The sequence below is a fragment of the Lysobacter sp. Root667 genome (assembly GCF_001427715.1).
In the GTDB taxonomy this organism is placed as follows: domain Bacteria; phylum Pseudomonadota; class Gammaproteobacteria; order Xanthomonadales; family Xanthomonadaceae; genus Lysobacter.
Window position 1 is genome coordinate 230,423 of record NZ_LMHF01000014.1, and the last position, 15,022, is coordinate 245,444.

Consider the following 15,022-nt stretch of genomic DNA (forward strand, 5'->3'; position numbering starts at 1 on the left):
TAGGAGCGGCGTGAGCCGCGACCGCGAACTCCGTCTGCTGGCGGGTTTCGCTCCGGGTCTGCCTCCTGTGGGAGCGGCGTAAGCCGCGATTGCGAATTCCGTTTGCTGCGTTGGTTTCGTGCTTAAGCAACAGCTTCCGCCTGCTGCGCATGCGGGTCACTTTCTCTTGCTAGCCCAAGAGAAAGTAACCAAAGAGAAGGGCTTGCCTAGACAACCCTCCCNCTTAAGCAACAGCTTCCGCCTGCTGCGCATGCGGGTCACTTTCTCTTGCTAGCCCAAGAGAAAGTAACCAAAGAGAAGGGCTTGCCTAGACAACCCTCCCGTGCGGGTTCGGAGCTGGCGCGGGGATTTTTCGAAGGAACATCCTGTTCCTCGAAAAACGGTGCGCGTCCTGCGCGCCGCCCTTCGGGTCTACGGTTGCTCGTCGTCGTGCGGCTCAATGGATTCCAATGCCGCGGCAACGGCAACGGCAACGGCAACGGCAACGGCAACTGCAACTGCACGCGGGATCGGGTGAGCGGAGGCGAACCGCGCCATCGCATCGGCGCGGTTGTCGCCGCGCCCTGTGACACGCGCGGCTTGGCTCGCCCATTCGACGGGTTCAGCATGGGGCTGGAGAGCTTGGCTAGCTTGAGCGGCACAGCAAAGCCGCACCCGCAGTCGGCTTACATCGCCACGTGCTTGATCGTCCGCACCACTTGCCAACGCCCGTCCACCGACTTCACTTCCAGCGTCTTGTACGACGCCGACATGCGGTGGTGGTACGCCTCGTACTCGATCTGCCCGGACTCGCGCGTCTGCGGTCGGAACGCCTTGACGTCGACCAGCAGCGCCGCATGCCCGGAGGCGCGGTGCACGCTGCCCTGGGCGTCGTCGGCGATGCGCACGCATTCCGACAGCGGCACCACGCGGCGGCCGCGCAGCTGCGCCTGCATCGCGTCGATCATGGCCTTGGACACGTCCTTGCCGTCGATCGACAGGCACAGGGTGTCGATCGGGGCGGCCTTGCGCAGTTCCTGCGTGAACACCGCCGCCGCCAGCGGTTGCGGGATCGCCGCGACCGAGCCGTCGAGCGGGTGCTTGGCCAATGCGGTCTCGGCCGGGTCCTCGCTGAGCGAACGAACGATCGCCATCGCCAGCACCACCACGATCACGCCGATCAGGCCGAGCTTGATCCGGAACGCGCGCCGCTGCGCCGGAGTGCGGCCGGGCGCGGCCTGCTCGGGCGCGCGGAAACTGATCGCCGAATAACCTTCGCCGCCGCGGGTGGAGTCGATCAGGCCGGCGGCGCGCAGGATTTCGCGCGCGCGCACCTGGTCCTCGGACTTGACCACCCATACCGCAGGCTTGGGCGAGTCGTTGTCGCTGTAGCTGAAACCGCTGCGGCGATTGCCTTTGTAGGAACGGTTGTGGGTGACCCGTACTTCGATATCGGCATCGCGCAGCATCTGCGCGACCGACTCGACGTTTTCCAGACGGGCGCTGGAGAAGACCTGTCTCATCTCAGTCCTTCGACGGCACGTGCGCGGCCGCCGCGGCGTCCTGCACTACACGGATCAGGCCTTCCTGCGCGGTGCTCGCGACCAGGCGGCCGTTGCGGTCGAAGATCTGCCCGCGCGCCAGGCCGCGCCCGCCCTGGGCGCTGGGGCTGTCGATCGAATACAGCAGCCAGTCGTCGGCGCGGAACGGGCGGTGGAACCACAGCGCATGATCCAGCGAGGCCATCTGCACGTTGGGCTGGTAGTAGCTGATCCCGTGCGGGAAGGTCGCGGTGCCGAGCAGGTGGAAGTCCGAGGCGTAGGCCAGCAGGGCGCGGTGCAGTTCCGGCGCGTCGCCGACCGGTTCGCTCAGGCGGAACCAGACCTGTTGGTAGGGCGGGCGCTTGGGCGGGTTGAGCTCGTCGCGCGGATAGACGTGGCGGAACTCGAACGGCCCCTGCCGCGACAACCAGCGCTGGATCTTGGTCGGCAGCGTCGCCATCACCTCCGGCGGCACCGCCGGTGCGGGGGCGATGTCTTCGGGCTTGGGCACTTCCGGCATCGACAGCTGATGCTCGCCGCCGTCCTCGTCCTTCTGGAACGAGGCGGCGAGGAAGAAGATCGGCTGGCCGTGCTGGATCGCGGTGACCCGGCGCACCGAGAAACTGCCGCCGTCGCGGGTACGGTCGGCCTGGTAGACGATCGGGGCCTCGATGTCGCCGGCCTTGAGGAAATAGGCGTGCAGCGAATGCGCGCTGCGCGGCGCTTCCAGGGTGGCCTGCGCCGCCGACAGCGCCTGCCCCAGCACCTGGCCGCCGAACACGTATTTGGTGCCGATATCGCGGCTCTGGCCGCGGAACAGGTTGTCCTCCAGCCGCTCCAGCGACAGCAGTTCGATCAGTTCGGAGACGGACGATGAGGTCATGGGGCGCGGTTTCGGCCGGTCGGTACGGCCTGGAAGTATACGGCCCGGTCGTTGCGGGCCCGCGCAGGCGGTCGCTGCGGGAACGGCGCCGGCCGCAATTGTGCGGCCCCGACGCCGTGGTCCGCCGGACGCTAGGCCGCGCCGGCCTCGGAGCCCGATTGCGCCGGCAGCCGTTCCAGCCCGCAGGCATCCAGTACCCGCGCCCACGGGAACTGCGGCCCCGGATCGCGCTTGCGCTGCACCAATACCGCCGGGTCGTCGCTGGCTTCGACCCGGCTCGTGTCCAGGTCTTCGTGGCCGGCGATCCAGCGCAGTGCGGGCAGTTGCGCGCGCAGATCGGCCAGCAGGGCGATCAGGGCGTCGATCTGGGCCGGGGTATAGGCCTCGTCCATGGCCTGATGGCGCGAGTCCAGCCAGTTCGGGTAGCGGCCGGTGTTGACCAGTTCGATCCCGACCGAGCGCAGGTTGTAGCCGCGGGTGTGGTGGGCGCTGCGCAGCGGCTCGACGTAGCGGTGCACGCTGCCGTCGCGGTCGAGGTAATAGTGGCCGCTATTGCCGGTGCCGGAGGCCGGGTAGAGCACCCGTTCGCCGTATTCGCGGGCGGTCGCCAGGTCCGGCAGTTCGGTGCAGTGGATCACCACCAAGTCCACCGTTTCTACGCCACGCGCCTCCAGCAGGGCCTCGTAGGGCAGCGGTTCCACGCGCAGGGTCGGAAGGGGCGGCATGGGGGCGGATGCTAACATTCGCCTTCGCACCGGAGCCCGTCATGTCCCTGCCGCCCGCCGACTCCGCACTCGGCCGCCTGATGGCCAACCTGCCGCGCCCCGGCCGGGTGGAGTGGATCGGGCTGCGTCCCAAGCGCGACGTGCCGATGCAGGCGGTCGAGGAAGCGCTGGCGCAGACCGGCATCGGCCTGGTCGGCGACCGCTACGCCGGCGGCAGCGGCAAGCGCGGGCTGACCCTGATCCAGGCCGAGCACCTGCCCGCGATCGCGGCGCTGGCCGGACGCGATTCGCTGGACCCGGCGCTGCTGCGCCGTAACGTGGTGGTGTCCGGGCTGCCGCTGGTGGCGCTCAAGGGCCGCCGCTTCCGTCTCGGCGAGGCGGTGCTGGAAGGCACCGAAGACTGCGATCCCTGCTCGCGCATGGAAGACGCGCTCGGCCCGGGCGGTTACAACGCCATGCGCAATCACGGCGGCCTGTGCGCGCGCATCCTCGAAGGCGGCCGGATCCGCCGCGGCGACCAGCTGGTCGTGTTGGCCGATTGATAGGCAGATCGACGGGCCAGTCGACCGGCCGACCGCTCGCCGCACCGTTTCTCCACACCGTTCCCCCACGACGCGACACCTACCCCGGACACGCATGAGCACGCGCGGACACTGCATTCTTTCCCATGGCTTCGAGAGCGGCCCCGATGCGACCAAGGTCACCGCCCTGGCCGAGGCTGCGCAGCGCCTGGGCTGGAGCCACGAGCGTCCGGACTACACCGACCTGGACGCACGCCGCCAGGTCAGCGAACTCGGCGACGTGCCGCAGCGGTTGCAGCGCCTGCTCGCGCTCGCCCAGGCCGCCGCGCAGCGCGGACCGGTGGTGTTGGCCGGTTCCAGCCTCGGCGCCTACATCTCCGGCCTGGTGTCGCTGCAGGTGCCGGTCGCCGGCCTGTTCCTGATGGCGCCGCCGGTGCGGATGGGGCCGGCGCCGCGCCTGGAAGCCGCGCCGGTGCCGATCTCGATCCTGCACGGCTGGGACGACGAGCTGATCCCGGCCCAGGAGGTCGTCGACTGGGCCTATCCGCGCCGCGCGCGCGTGCTGCTGGTCGACGACAGCCATCGCCTGTCGGCGCACGTCGAAGCCAGCGCCGAGGCGTTCGCTCAATTGTTGCAAGGCTTGTGACGGCCGCGCCGCCACACGCGTCCTTGACCGGCAGCGCGGATACTGCGCGTAGACCGGCATTGTTTTTTTCGTTCCTCTCGTCATTCAGGAAATCTTCGTGAAGTTCTACGTCAGCTGCGGCAAGGGTCTGGAATATCTGCTGGCCGACGAACTGGTCGCGCTCGGCTGCGCGCGCGCGACCGCCGCGCTGGCCGGCGCCAACGCCGAAGGCGAGTTGCGCGACGCCCAGCGCGCGGTGCTGTGGTCGCGCCTGGCCAGCCGCGTGCTGTGGCCGATCGCCGAATTCGACTGCCCGGACGAGCACGCGCTCTACGCCGGTGTCGCCGCGATCGACTGGCCGCAGCATCTGGACGCGACCCATACGCTGGCCGTCGACGCGCATGTCTCGGGCACCGCGATCACCCACGCGCGTTACGCCGCGCAGCGGGTCAAGGACGCGGTAGTCGACGTGATGCGCGCGCGCACCGGCGCCCGCCCAGACGTGGACGTGGACGCGCCCGACCTGCGCCTGAACCTGGTGATCCGCAAGAACCGCGCGATCGTCTCGATCGACCTCGGCGGCGGCTCGCTGCATCGCCGCGGCTGGCGCCTGAAGCAGGGCGAAGCGCCGCTGAAGGAAAACCTCGCCGCCGCGGTGCTGCTGCGCGGCGGCTGGCCGCGCGTGTATGCCGAAGGCGGCGCGCTGCTCGATCCGATGTGCGGCAGCGGCACGCTGCTGATCGAAGGCGCGCTGATGGCGGCCGACGTCGCCCCGGGCCTGCTGCGCCACGACGGCCTGGCGCCGACGCGCTGGCGCGGCTTCGACCGCAGCGCCTGGCAGGAGTTGTGCGCGCAAGCGCAGGAGCGCGAAGAAGTGGGCCGGGCGGCGCTGCGGCCGGTCTTCCACGGCAGCGATCTCGACCCGCACGCGATCCGCGCCGCACGCGACAACGAAGTCATGGCCGGCCTGGCCGGCGTGATCCGCTGGCAGGTTTCGCCGGTCGAACAACTGCAGGACCTGCCCGTTGCGGCGCCGAGCACGGCCGAAGCGGGAGAAGCGGGCGAGGGTGGCGCCGCAGCCGCCGCCACCGGTCTGGTCGTCTGCAACCCGCCCTACGACGCGCGTCTGGCGGCCGATCCCGCGCTGTACCGCGGCCTGGGCAAGACCCTCAAGCGCCTGGTGCCGGAATGGCGCGCCAGCCTGCTGTGCGGCGACGCCGAACTGGCCCAGGCCACGGGCCTGCGCGCGAACAAGAAATACCAGCTGTTCAACGGCGCGATCGAATGCACCCTGATCGTGTGCGACCCGATCGCGCCGCGCGCGCGCGCCGATGCCGGCGAGGACGCCGCGCCGCAGGCGCTGTCCGACGGCGCGCAGATGGTCGCCAACCGCCTGCGCAAGAACCTGCACAAACTCAAGCGCTGGCGCGAGCGCGAACAGGTCGGCTGCTACCGCGCCTACGACGCCGACCTGCCCGAGTACGCGGCCGCGATCGACGTCTATACCAGCGACGAACCCGAACCGCAGCTGCACCTGCACGTGCAGGAATACGCCGCGCCCGCCACCATTCCCGAAGCCGACCAGCGCCGCCGCCTCAACGAACTGCTGGCGGCCGCGCGCGACGCCTTGGCGGTGCCGCGCGAGCGCATCGCCCTCAAGACCCGCGCACGCGGCAAGGGCGGCAGCAAGTACGGCCGTTTCGATCAGCGCGGCGAATTCCTGGTGGTGCGCGAAGGCGCGGCCAGGCTGCGCGTGAACCTGCACGACTACCTCGATACCGGCCTGTTCCTGGACCACCGGCCGATGCGCCTGCGCATCGCCGAAGAAGCGCGCGGCCGCCGCTTCCTTAACCTGTTCGGCTACACCGGCGCGGCCAGCGTGCACGCCGCGGTCGGCGGGGCCGTGCAGACCACCACCGTCGACCTGTCGGCGACCTACCTGCAGTGGTGCGCCGACAACCTGCGCGAGAACGGCATCGGCGGCGCCGATCACCGCCTGGTCCAGGCCGACGCGGTGGCCTGGCTGGAAGCCGACCGCGGCCGTTACGACCTGATCTTCTGCGACCCGCCGACCTTCTCCAATTCCGCGCGCGCCGACGACTTCGACATCCAGCGCGAACACGTGCGCCTGCTGCGCGCCGCGGTCGCGCGCCTGGCCGACAACGGCGTGCTGTACTTCTCCAACAACTTCCGCCGCTTCCGCCTCGACCAGGACGCTGTCGCCGAGTTCGCCGACTGCCGCGAGATCAGCGCCGAGACCATTCCGCCCGATTTCGCCCGCGACGCCCGCATCCACCGCTGCTGGCGGCTGCAGCCGCTTTGAACGACGCCATGAAACCACGCAAGCTCGGTACCTGGACCTTCTTCCGCCAATGGCTGAAGAACCCGCTGCGCACCGCCGCGGTCGCGCCGTCCAGCCCGGAACTGGCCGCGGCGATGATCGCCGAGCTGCCCGACGACGCGCGCCGCGTGATCGAACTCGGCGGCGGCACCGGCGCGATCACCCGCGCCCTGCTCGCGGCCGGCATCGCCGACCACGACCTGCTGGTGCTGGAACTCAACGAGGAACTGCACGCGCATCTGCATCTGCGTTTCCCGCAGGTACGGGTGCTGCTGGGCGATGCCGGTTCGCTGCCGGAGCTGGCGCGCGCCAACGGCTATCTCGACGAGGGCCCTGCCGACGCGATCGTGTCCGGCCTGGGGCTGCTGACCATGCCGCAGCCGCTGCAGCTCAGTCTGCTGACGGCCGCGTTCGAATGCCTGCGCGCGGACGGCGTGTTCGTGCAGTTCACCTACGGCCCGGCCGCGCCGGTGGCCGACTCGGTGATGCGCGAGCTGGACCTGCACGTGCACCGCGGCGAATTCGTGCTGCGCAACGTGCCGCCGGCGACGGTGTACGTGTACACGCGCAAGCCGCAGCGGACGGCCAAGGCCGTCTAGGCGCGCTGCCGGTTCTGCTTCCATTCCCGCGGCGATAGTCCGCACTGGGCCTTGAAGGCGCGCGACAGCGTCGATTCGCTGCCGTAGCCGACCTCGTCGGCGATGCGCTTCAGCGAGCGTCCCTGCACCAGCGCGCGCTGCACCAGCGCGACCCGCCATTGCTGCAGATAGGCGCCCGGCGTGCAGCCGACGGCATCGCGGAACGCATTGGCGAACGCGCTGCGCGACATGCCGGCCTGGGCCGCGAGCGCCTCCAGGCTCCAGTCCTGGGCAGGTGCCTCGTGCATGGCGACGATGGCCAGGCGCAGTCGCGGATCGGCCAGTCCCGCCAGCATGCCGACGCGGGTCTGGCCGTTGTCCATGAGATGACGCAGGACCTGGATCAGCACCACTTCGAATAAGCGATCCAGCATCGCCCTGCGCCCGCAGCGCTGCTCGAAGGCTTCTTCGAACAGCAGCGCCAGGCTGTGGTCGAGACCGGAGATGGTGTCCAGCGGCAGGCACACGAACGCAGGCAGGGCGGCCGCCACCGGGTTGGCGCTGCCGCCGTCGAAGCGCAGATGGGCGCAGGTCAGTTCGGCCCCGGCCGCGTCGTCGATCACGAAGCGGTGCGGCAGCGGCCGCGGATACAGGAGCAGGCTGGGTGTGGCGACGCGCGCGGCGATCGCGCCGCCGTGGCTCACCGCGACTTCGCCGCGCCGGATCAGGTGCAGCTGACCGCTGTCGCCGTCGGGCGTGAGGTCGTTGATGCCGCACAGCGTTCCGGCCTGGAAGGTCTGCGCCCGGACCGAAAAGCGGTGGAGCAGGGCGTCGAGTCGGTCGGCCATCGATACTCCAGGCAATGTTTTAAGGATTATATGCCGCAAATAGTATCGGCTGGGCGCGCAAAGTACGTCCTGCCGACAGGCAATGCCTTTCCCACTTTCGCTTAGGAGCACCGCATGAACGTCCTGCATCGTACCGCCCTTGGTCTGGCCGTCCTGGCCGCGTCCGCCGTCTCGACCGAGGCCGCCGCCGCCCAGGCGACCCCGGCCCAGACCGGCCCCTCCGTCGTCGCCGCCCACGACATCGACCGCAGCGCCGGCTACATCACGACCCGCGACGGCGTGCGCCTCTACTACAAGGACTGGGGCCCGAAGAACGGCCCGGTCGTCACCTTCAGCCACGGCTGGCCCTTGAACTCGGACAGCTGGGAATCGCAGATGCTGTTCCTGGCCGATCACGGCTATCGCGTGGTCGCGCACGACCGCCGCGGCCATGGCCGCTCCAGCCAGCCCTGGGACGGCAACGACATGGACCATTACGCCGACGACCTGGCCACGGTGATCGAAACCCTGGACCTGAAGGACGCGACCCTGGTCGGTTTCTCCACCGGCGGCGGCGAAGTGGCGCGCTACATCGGCCGCCACGGCACCTCCCGGGTCAAGAAGGCGGTGCTGGTGAGCGCGGTGCCGCCGCTGATGCTGCAGACCGCCGACAACCCGGGCGGCCTGCCGATCGCGGTGTTCGACGGCCTGCGCAAGGCCTCGCTGGAGAACCGTTCGCAGCTGTACCTGGACATCGCGTCGGGCCCCTTCTTCGGCTACAACCGTCCCGGCGCCAAGCCCTCGCAGGGCCTGATCCAGTCGTTCTGGGTGCAGGGCATGCAGGCCGGCCACAAGAACACCTACGACTCGATCGCGGCGTTCTCGGCCACCGACTTCCGCGCCGACCTCAAGCGCATCGACGTGCCGACCCTGGTGATCCATGGCAGCGATGACCAGATCGTGCCCATCGACAGCTCGGGCAAGGCTTCGGCCGCGCTGATCAAGAACGCGCGCCTGATCGTCTATCCGGGTGCCCCGCACGGCCTGACCGATACCCACAAGGACCGGCTCAATCAGGACCTGCTGGCCTTCCTGCGCCAGTGAACCCACCGATCCGGCCCCGCAGCCGCGGGGGCCGGATCGCCCCGGCCGGCACGGAACGCTCCCGACATCGGGAGCGTTCCGCGTCCTGCGTACCTGCGCTTGCAGGGGTGACTATCGTTCCAAATATGTAAATGATGTTCCTGATTATGGCTATATCGTTCCGATAATGCGGTGGCATTCTGTGCCCAGCGCCGAACCGGCGACCCATTCCAGGAGAGGGCCATGACCACCGCCACCCACGACGTTTCCCTTCGCTACGCCCGCGTCGGCCGCAAGCTGCGCGGTCAGCCGACCTCCGACGGCGCCGGCGTGCGCCTGACCCGGGTGATCGGCGGGGCCGAATTGCCCGATCTGGATCCGTTCCTGTTGCTGGACGAATTCGGCACCGACCGCGCCGAGGACTACATCGCCGGTTTCCCGGAGCATCCGCACCGCGGTTTCGAGACGGTGACCTACATGCTCGACGGCCGCATGCGCCACAAGGACAACCACGGCAACGAGGGTGTGCTGGTGCCCGGCAGCGTGCAGTGGATGACCGCCGGCCGCGGCCTGGTGCATTCGGAGATGCCCGAGCAACACGAAGGCCGCATGCGCGGTTTCCAGCTGTGGGTGAACCTGCCGGCGCGCGACAAGATGACCGATCCGCGCTATCAGGAATTCGCGCCCGAGCGCATTCCGCTGCTGCAGCCGGCCGACGGCGTGGCGGTGAAAGTGATCGCCGGCCGCGTCGACGGCACCGACGGCCCGATCGCGCAGCCGGCGACCGATCCGGTGTACCTGGATATCGCCCTGGACGCGGGTGCGCAGTGGCAATACGCCTTGCCCGAAGGCCACAACGCCTTCGTCTACGTCTACGAGGGCGCGGCCGCGATCGGCGACGGCGTCGATGCGCGCGAGGTCGAGGCGCAGGAGCTGGCGGTGCTCGCCGGCGGCGAGGTGCTGAAGCTGCGCGCAGGCGCCGCCGACACCCGCGCGATCCTGGTCGCGGGCCGGCCGCTGCGCGAGCCGGTCGCGCGTTACGGTCCGTTCGTGATGAACACCAAGCAGGAAGTGATGCAGGCGTTCGTGGACTTCCAGGAAGGCAAGTTCTAAGCCAGCGGTCCGGCCTCGCCGATCGCCGCAAGACTTACCGGGCCGCGCATCGCGCGGCCTTTTTTTGCGCACCGTTGCTATGCGGTGGAAACGCTGAAGCGCGAGGTTCTGGCCGCTATCCGCGGCTGGCGGCGTTAGCTGCTATCGGCGCAGGCTCTCATCGGTTCGTCCCATTGGACGTACCGGCCGATGAGAAACGCGCCGGCGCTGCCGTCCGGCCGCGCCGTCTCCATGCGAAGGAGTGCAGCTCATGCCCGGGATCGATCCCAACAAGTTCGTCATCGTCGCCAGTTTCGTCTCGCCCGGCGTCAGCCAGGGCGCCGGCGGTTTCGCCATCGTCGGCGGCAAGGTCGTCAAGATTCCGCCGCGCGGCATCAAGCTGGCGATGGCTGCGTACCAGATGCTCGACGCCGCCGACAGCGCCAGCAACCGCAAGCTCGCTGCGCAGCTGCAGCAGGCCGCGCTGGACGCGGCCGAGGACGCGGTGAAACAGAAAGCGGCGCGCTGACCGCGCAAACGAAAAGGCCGCGCCCCACGCTCGACGTGGCGTGGGACGCGGCCTTTCGTGCTGCGCGCTGCGTTTGTGGCGGCGCCCGCTCAGTCCTTGTCGAACCAGCGGTAGATCACGCCGCCGAGCAGGCCGCCGAGGATCGGCGCCAGCCAGAACAGCCATAGTTGCGAAATCGCCTGCGAGCCCGCGAACAAGCCGACGCCGGTCGAGCGCGCCGGGTTCACGGAAGTGTTGGTGACCGGGATGCTGATCAGGTGGATCAAGGTCAGGGCCAGGCCGATCGCGATCGGAGCGAAGCCGGCCGGCGCGCGTTTGTGGGTCGCGCCCAGGATCACGATCAGGAACATCGCCGTCATCACCACTTCGCACAGGAACGCCGCCGCGACCGAATAGCCGCCCGGCGAATGCGAGCCGTAGCCGTTGCTGGCGAAGGCGCCGGCCGCGTTCGGGTCGACCGAGAACTCGGGGTTGCCCGATGCGATCTGCCACAGCACGAAACCGGCGAGCAGGCCGCCCAGCACCTGCGCGACGATGTAGGGCAGCAGGTCCTTGCCGGCGAAGCGTCCGCCCGCCCACAAGCCGAAACTCACCGCCGGATTGAAGTGCCCGCCGGAGATATGGCCCAGCGCGTAGGCGCCGGTCAGCACGGTCAGGCCGAAGGCCAGCGCCACGCCCAGGAAGCCGATGCCGAGCGGATTGCCGGCGCCGCCGAAATTGGCCGCCAATACCGCGCTGCCGCAACCGCCGAGCACCAGCCAAAACGTACCGATGAATTCGGCGCCGAGTCGTTTGATCATGATCTTCCTCCTGGATGACGGATCGGGAACTTCCGTTGTGCGATAACTTCCGGTGTGCGATGGCCACGGGCGTGCCAGCGCCTGCGCACACGGTACGCCGCGCGCGGGCCCGCGCAAAGCCTGGGAGGAAGATCGAACGCAGCGATGGCGGCGCGACGGTCGGAAACCGCCGCGCCGTCACCGGATTACTTGCTGCTCAGTCGGGCCGAAGGAAATCGCAGCCCCTGGGTCAGGCCCAGCACTTCGCCGAGCTTGTCGGGCGTAGCGGCCTGCAGCCAGATGTGGGCGATCCGGCCGTCGTCGAGATTGAGCAGGGTTTCGCGCACCTGCATCTCGGGCTTGCCGGCGAGTTCGCCGCGGTACCAAAACACGGATTTGCCGTCGATGCTACCGGCTTCGGCGCGGTCACCGCGCTTGGGCGTGAACGGCGATTTGTTGGAAATGTACATGCCGAACGCTTCGCTGCCGTCGTTGCGCAGGGCCCGGCAGAAATCCGAACCGGCGTTGGCTTTGTGTTCCCAGGTCAGTTGCGAAGAAGGCGGCAACTGCGGGCATCCATCCTGGTCTTGAGCCTGTGCGCTTCCTGCGTACAGGAGCCCGACGAGCACGGGCAGGATCGACATGCTGCATGCCGGCATTTTCACGACTACATCCCCCTTGAGGTCGTTGGACGATAAAACGTGACCTGCGTCAGAACATAAGGCAGTTCGAGGGGATTGACAAATCCTGTGGTTTCAGATGCAACTGAATGGGCGCGGTGCCGGGCTGGACCCTGCCTAGAGGCGGTCCAGCCGCCGCGGCGGCTCAGCGCTCGGGCAGGGGGATGAACTCGTCGTCGCCCGGGACCTGGCCGAAGCGGCCGTCCAGCCAGTCCTGCTTGGCCTGCTCGATGCGCTCCTTGGAACTGGAGACGAAGTTCCACCACAGGTGGCGCGGGCCGTCCAAGGGCTCGCCGCCCAGCAGCATGGCCTTGAGCGGGGTCTTGGCGCGCAGCACCGGGCGCGTGCCCGGGTCGAGCACGATCAGATGTTTTTCCGGGATATCGGCGCCGTCGAGCTGGGCCTTGCCCTCGAGCAGGTAGATCGCGCGTTCGGCGTGGCTGTCCTCGATCGCGAGTTCGGCGTCGGCGTCCAGATCGACGGCGACGTAGAGGGTGTCGCTGAACACCTGCACCGGCGATTCCTCGCCGTAGCCGCGGCCGGCGACCACGCGCAGCCAGGCGCCGTCGCGACGCAGTTGCGGCAGCGTCGCCGCGCCGTGGTGATGGAAGGCCGGTGCGGTCTCTTCGAAGGATTTGGGCAGGGCCACCCAGGTCTGCATGCCGTGCAGCGGATGCTCGCCCGCGCGCAGCGCCTGCGGGGTGCGTTCGGAATGGGCGATGCCGCGGCCGGCGGTCATCCAGTTGACGTCGCCGGGGTTGATGTCCTGGACGCTGCCCAGGGTGTCGCGGTGGCCGATGCTGCCCGACCACAGGAAGGTGACCGTGGCCAGGCCGATGTGCGGATGCGGACGCACGTCGATGCCGCGGCCGGGCTCGAACAGCGCCGGCCCCATGTGATCGACGAACACGAACGGCCCGACCGAGCGCGCCTGGATCGAAGGCACGGCGCGGCGCACCTGGAAGCCGCCGAGGTCGTGGACGCGGGGGGCGATGATCGTGCTCATGGCGTGGCTCTCTGGCTGCGCGGAATCGATGCCCGCAAGCTTGTCACGGCTGCCGCCACGGCGCAGCGCGGGCGCGCGCAACGGCCTGTTGCGCGCGCGGCGCTTGGCGGTCTCGATCAGGGTGTCGCGCTCAGGGTGTCGCGGCGATCCTGACCGTGGCCGCCGGAGCGTCGCCCTGGGCCAGCGCGGTCAGTTCGATGGTCCAGCGGCCGGCGCTGAGCGTGCGTGCGTTTTCGGTGTTGAACGCCAGCGGCTGCGCCGCGCCGTCGACGGGGGCGAATTCGAAGGCGACATCGGCGTCGCCGGCGCGGATGCACTGCACGTTCGGCGGGCAGCGCGAATCGGCGGTCACGCCGATGTAGCGCAGCTGCGAGCGGTCGGCCAGGGCGATGCGCTCGCCGGGTTTCAGGGTCGCGCTGCCGTCGCTGCCGAGGGCGCCGGGACCGCCGCCGCTGGCGCAGGCGGACAGGGCGGTGAGCGAGAGCAGGGCGGCGAACAAACGGGTCATCACGGGCTCCGTGCGCGAGCGATGCGGAAGGCCAGGATCGTACCCGATGCCGCCGCGTGCGCCGCGACGCGGCCTTCACCGCTGGAAGGCCGAGGATCGGGATGGATGATGCGTCGGCCGGTGCCGCCCGGCTTCAACGCCGGTCGCGACGCGAGGCCAGGCGATCGGCGAGCCGGGTCGGCTCGGGCAGGCGATAGCCGCGCAGGCAGCCCAGGGTCAGGGTCAGCGCGCTCGCCATCGACACCCGGTGTCCGGGCGAGACGATCAGCGGCAGGCAGCGCGGCTTGCTGCGCAGGACCTGGCCGATCGGCCGGCCGCGATGCAGCAATGGCGCGTGGTCGCCGCTGTGCGGACCGACCTCGTCGTGCCGACCGACCAGGACCTTCTTGGCCACGCCGATGCTGGGCAGGCCGGTGGCGACGCCGAAATGCGCGGCGATGCCGAGCCCGCGCGGATGGGCGATGCCGTGGCCGTCGACGAAGACCAGATCCGGCACTTCATCTAGCAGCGCCAGCGCGGCCAGCAGCGCCGGTAGTTCGCGGAAGCTCAGCAGGCCGGGGATGTAGGGCATCCGGGTCGGGATGCGCGCGACCTGCTGCTGCACGGGCTGCAGGGTTTCGGCGTCGAGCAGCACCGCGGCCGCGCGCGTGGTCGCGCCTTCGTCTTCGAAACCGACGTCGAAGCCGGCGATGCGGCGCAGCGGCGTCGGGTAGTCGTCGTGCAGTACGACTTCGCGCGCCAGCGTTTCCTGCAAGGCGCGCGCAGCCGCGACATCGCCGTCCCAGGCCGGCAGCGTGGCCTGGCGCATCAGTAGCGGGTCTCGCTCAAGTGCGGCCGGCCCTGGACGTCGAAGTCGACGACGATGCGGCGGTCGAATTCGGTGTCCGCCATCGGCGCGACCGCGCAGCCGCACAGGGCCGCGGCGATTTCCGGCACGGTGTTGCTGTGGCCGACCACCAGCACCTTGCCCAGCGGATGCCGGCGGCGCAGCTGCGCGGCGAATTCCGCGGCCGGCAGCTTGGCGTCGTACACGGTCACCGCCATCGCGTGGGCGCTGGCGGTCGGCGCGGCGGTGTCGCGGGTGCGCTTGTAGCCGGTGGCGTAGACGGCGAAGACCTCGCTGCCGGCGAAGCTCTCGGCCAGGCGCTGCGCGCGTGCGCGGCCGGCATCGCTGAGATTGGGGTCGCGCGGATCGTCGTCGCTCTTCTCGGCATGGCGCACCAGCACGAACTCCAGCGGCACCGGCGTCGCCGGACGGCTCGCGCAGGCGGCGAGGACGCACAGCAGCAGGCTCAGTGCCAGGGGCTTGATCGGCGTCATGCGCG

At 69.6% G+C, this 15,022-nt stretch carries 17 protein-coding genes; 7 read left to right on the forward strand and 10 right to left on the reverse strand.

Translation table 11 applies throughout. The features are described from left to right. Positions 1-665 precede the first annotated feature (665 nt). From ASD78_RS16500 to ASD78_RS16510, 3 genes are all read right to left on the reverse strand, one after another. A complete protein-coding gene (locus ASD78_RS16500; protein ID WP_056103406.1) occupies positions 666-1,502 on the reverse strand; it encodes a hypothetical protein in 837 nt (278 codons plus the stop codon). A 1-nt stretch (position 1,503) separates the two neighbouring features. Then, positions 1,504-2,403 carry an acyl-CoA thioesterase II gene (tesB, locus tag ASD78_RS16505; RefSeq protein WP_056103412.1) on the reverse strand — a complete coding sequence of 300 codons (900 nt, stop codon included), beginning with the start codon at positions 2,401-2,403 and terminating at the stop codon, positions 1,504-1,506. Positions 2,404-2,534: 131 nt separating this feature from the next. Beyond that, complete coding sequence (locus tag ASD78_RS16510) at positions 2,535-3,128, reverse strand: N-acetylmuramoyl-L-alanine amidase (RefSeq protein WP_056103416.1); 594 nt, start codon at positions 3,126-3,128, stop codon at positions 2,535-2,537. 41 nt (positions 3,129-3,169) lie between these two features. Here ASD78_RS16510 and ASD78_RS16515 point away from each other — a divergent pair, with 41 nt between their 5' ends. The 4 genes from ASD78_RS16515 to ASD78_RS16530 all read left to right on the forward strand — a co-directional run bounded on the left by ASD78_RS16515 (position 3,170) and on the right by ASD78_RS16530 (position 7,214). Next, positions 3,170-3,670, forward strand: coding sequence for an MOSC domain-containing protein (locus ASD78_RS16515; protein ID WP_055909430.1), 501 nt, complete (start codon positions 3,170-3,172; stop codon positions 3,668-3,670). 94 nt (positions 3,671-3,764) lie between these two features. After that, complete coding sequence (locus tag ASD78_RS16520) at positions 3,765-4,295, forward strand: alpha/beta family hydrolase (RefSeq protein WP_055909433.1); 531 nt, start codon at positions 3,765-3,767, stop codon at positions 4,293-4,295. 97 nt (positions 4,296-4,392) lie between these two features. Beyond that, entirely contained in the window at positions 4,393-6,597 is a 2,205-nt protein-coding gene (gene rlmKL / locus ASD78_RS16525; RefSeq protein WP_056103418.1) for a bifunctional 23S rRNA (guanine(2069)-N(7))-methyltransferase RlmK/23S rRNA (guanine(2445)-N(2))-methyltransferase RlmL, read from the forward strand. 8 nt (positions 6,598-6,605) lie between these two features. After that, positions 6,606-7,214: a hypothetical protein gene (locus tag ASD78_RS16530; protein ID WP_156087833.1), complete on the forward strand. Its 609-nt coding sequence runs from the start codon at positions 6,606-6,608 to the stop codon at positions 7,212-7,214. On the opposite strand, the gene ASD78_RS16535 is transcribed toward ASD78_RS16530, so the two are convergent. Next, positions 7,211-8,041, reverse strand: coding sequence for an AraC family transcriptional regulator (locus ASD78_RS16535; RefSeq protein WP_056103423.1), 831 nt, complete (start codon positions 8,039-8,041; stop codon positions 7,211-7,213). The genes ASD78_RS16530 and ASD78_RS16535 overlap by 4 nt on opposite strands. Before the next feature lie 114 nt (positions 8,042-8,155). Here ASD78_RS16535 and ASD78_RS16540 point away from each other — a divergent pair, with 114 nt between their 5' ends. The 3 genes from ASD78_RS16540 (at position 8,156) to ASD78_RS16550 (ending at position 10,724) form a co-directional block, all read left to right on the forward strand. Next, complete coding sequence (locus tag ASD78_RS16540) at positions 8,156-9,124, forward strand: alpha/beta hydrolase (protein WP_056103426.1); 969 nt, start codon at positions 8,156-8,158, stop codon at positions 9,122-9,124. A 222-nt stretch (positions 9,125-9,346) separates the two neighbouring features. Further along, on the forward strand, positions 9,347-10,216 hold the full coding sequence (locus ASD78_RS16545; RefSeq protein ID WP_056103429.1) for a pirin family protein: 870 nt from the start codon (positions 9,347-9,349) through the stop codon (positions 10,214-10,216). A 250-nt stretch (positions 10,217-10,466) separates the two neighbouring features. Beyond that, the gene (locus tag ASD78_RS16550) at positions 10,467-10,724 is read left to right on the forward strand and encodes a hypothetical protein (protein ID WP_055909450.1); all 258 of its coding nucleotides are present in this window, start codon (positions 10,467-10,469) and stop codon (positions 10,722-10,724) included. A gap of 89 nt (positions 10,725-10,813) precedes the next feature. Here ASD78_RS16550 and aqpZ read toward each other — a convergent pair whose 3' ends face one another. The 6 genes from aqpZ to ASD78_RS16580 form a co-directional block, all read right to left on the reverse strand. Further along, entirely contained in the window at positions 10,814-11,524 is a 711-nt protein-coding gene (aqpZ, locus tag ASD78_RS16555; protein ID WP_056103431.1) for an aquaporin Z, read from the reverse strand. A 185-nt stretch (positions 11,525-11,709) separates the two neighbouring features. After that, a complete protein-coding gene (locus ASD78_RS16560) occupies positions 11,710-12,147 on the reverse strand; it encodes a hypothetical protein (protein ID WP_156087834.1) in 438 nt (145 codons plus the stop codon). 181 nt (positions 12,148-12,328) lie between these two features. Further along, complete coding sequence (locus tag ASD78_RS16565; protein ID WP_056103433.1) at positions 12,329-13,189, reverse strand: pirin family protein; 861 nt, start codon at positions 13,187-13,189, stop codon at positions 12,329-12,331. A gap of 130 nt (positions 13,190-13,319) precedes the next feature. Beyond that, positions 13,320-13,697, reverse strand: a complete 378-nt coding sequence (locus ASD78_RS16570) for a hypothetical protein (RefSeq protein WP_056103436.1) — start codon at positions 13,695-13,697, stop codon at positions 13,320-13,322. 133 nt (positions 13,698-13,830) lie between these two features. Further along, entirely contained in the window at positions 13,831-14,505 is a 675-nt protein-coding gene (gene nfi / locus ASD78_RS16575; RefSeq protein ID WP_055909465.1) for a deoxyribonuclease V, read from the reverse strand. Next, positions 14,505-15,017 (reverse strand): phosphoglycerate mutase family protein, encoded by a 513-nt coding sequence (locus tag ASD78_RS16580; RefSeq protein WP_055909468.1) that lies wholly within the window; start codon positions 15,015-15,017, stop codon positions 14,505-14,507. The genes nfi and ASD78_RS16580 overlap by 1 nt, the downstream gene beginning before the upstream one ends. Positions 15,018-15,022 lie beyond the last annotated feature (5 nt).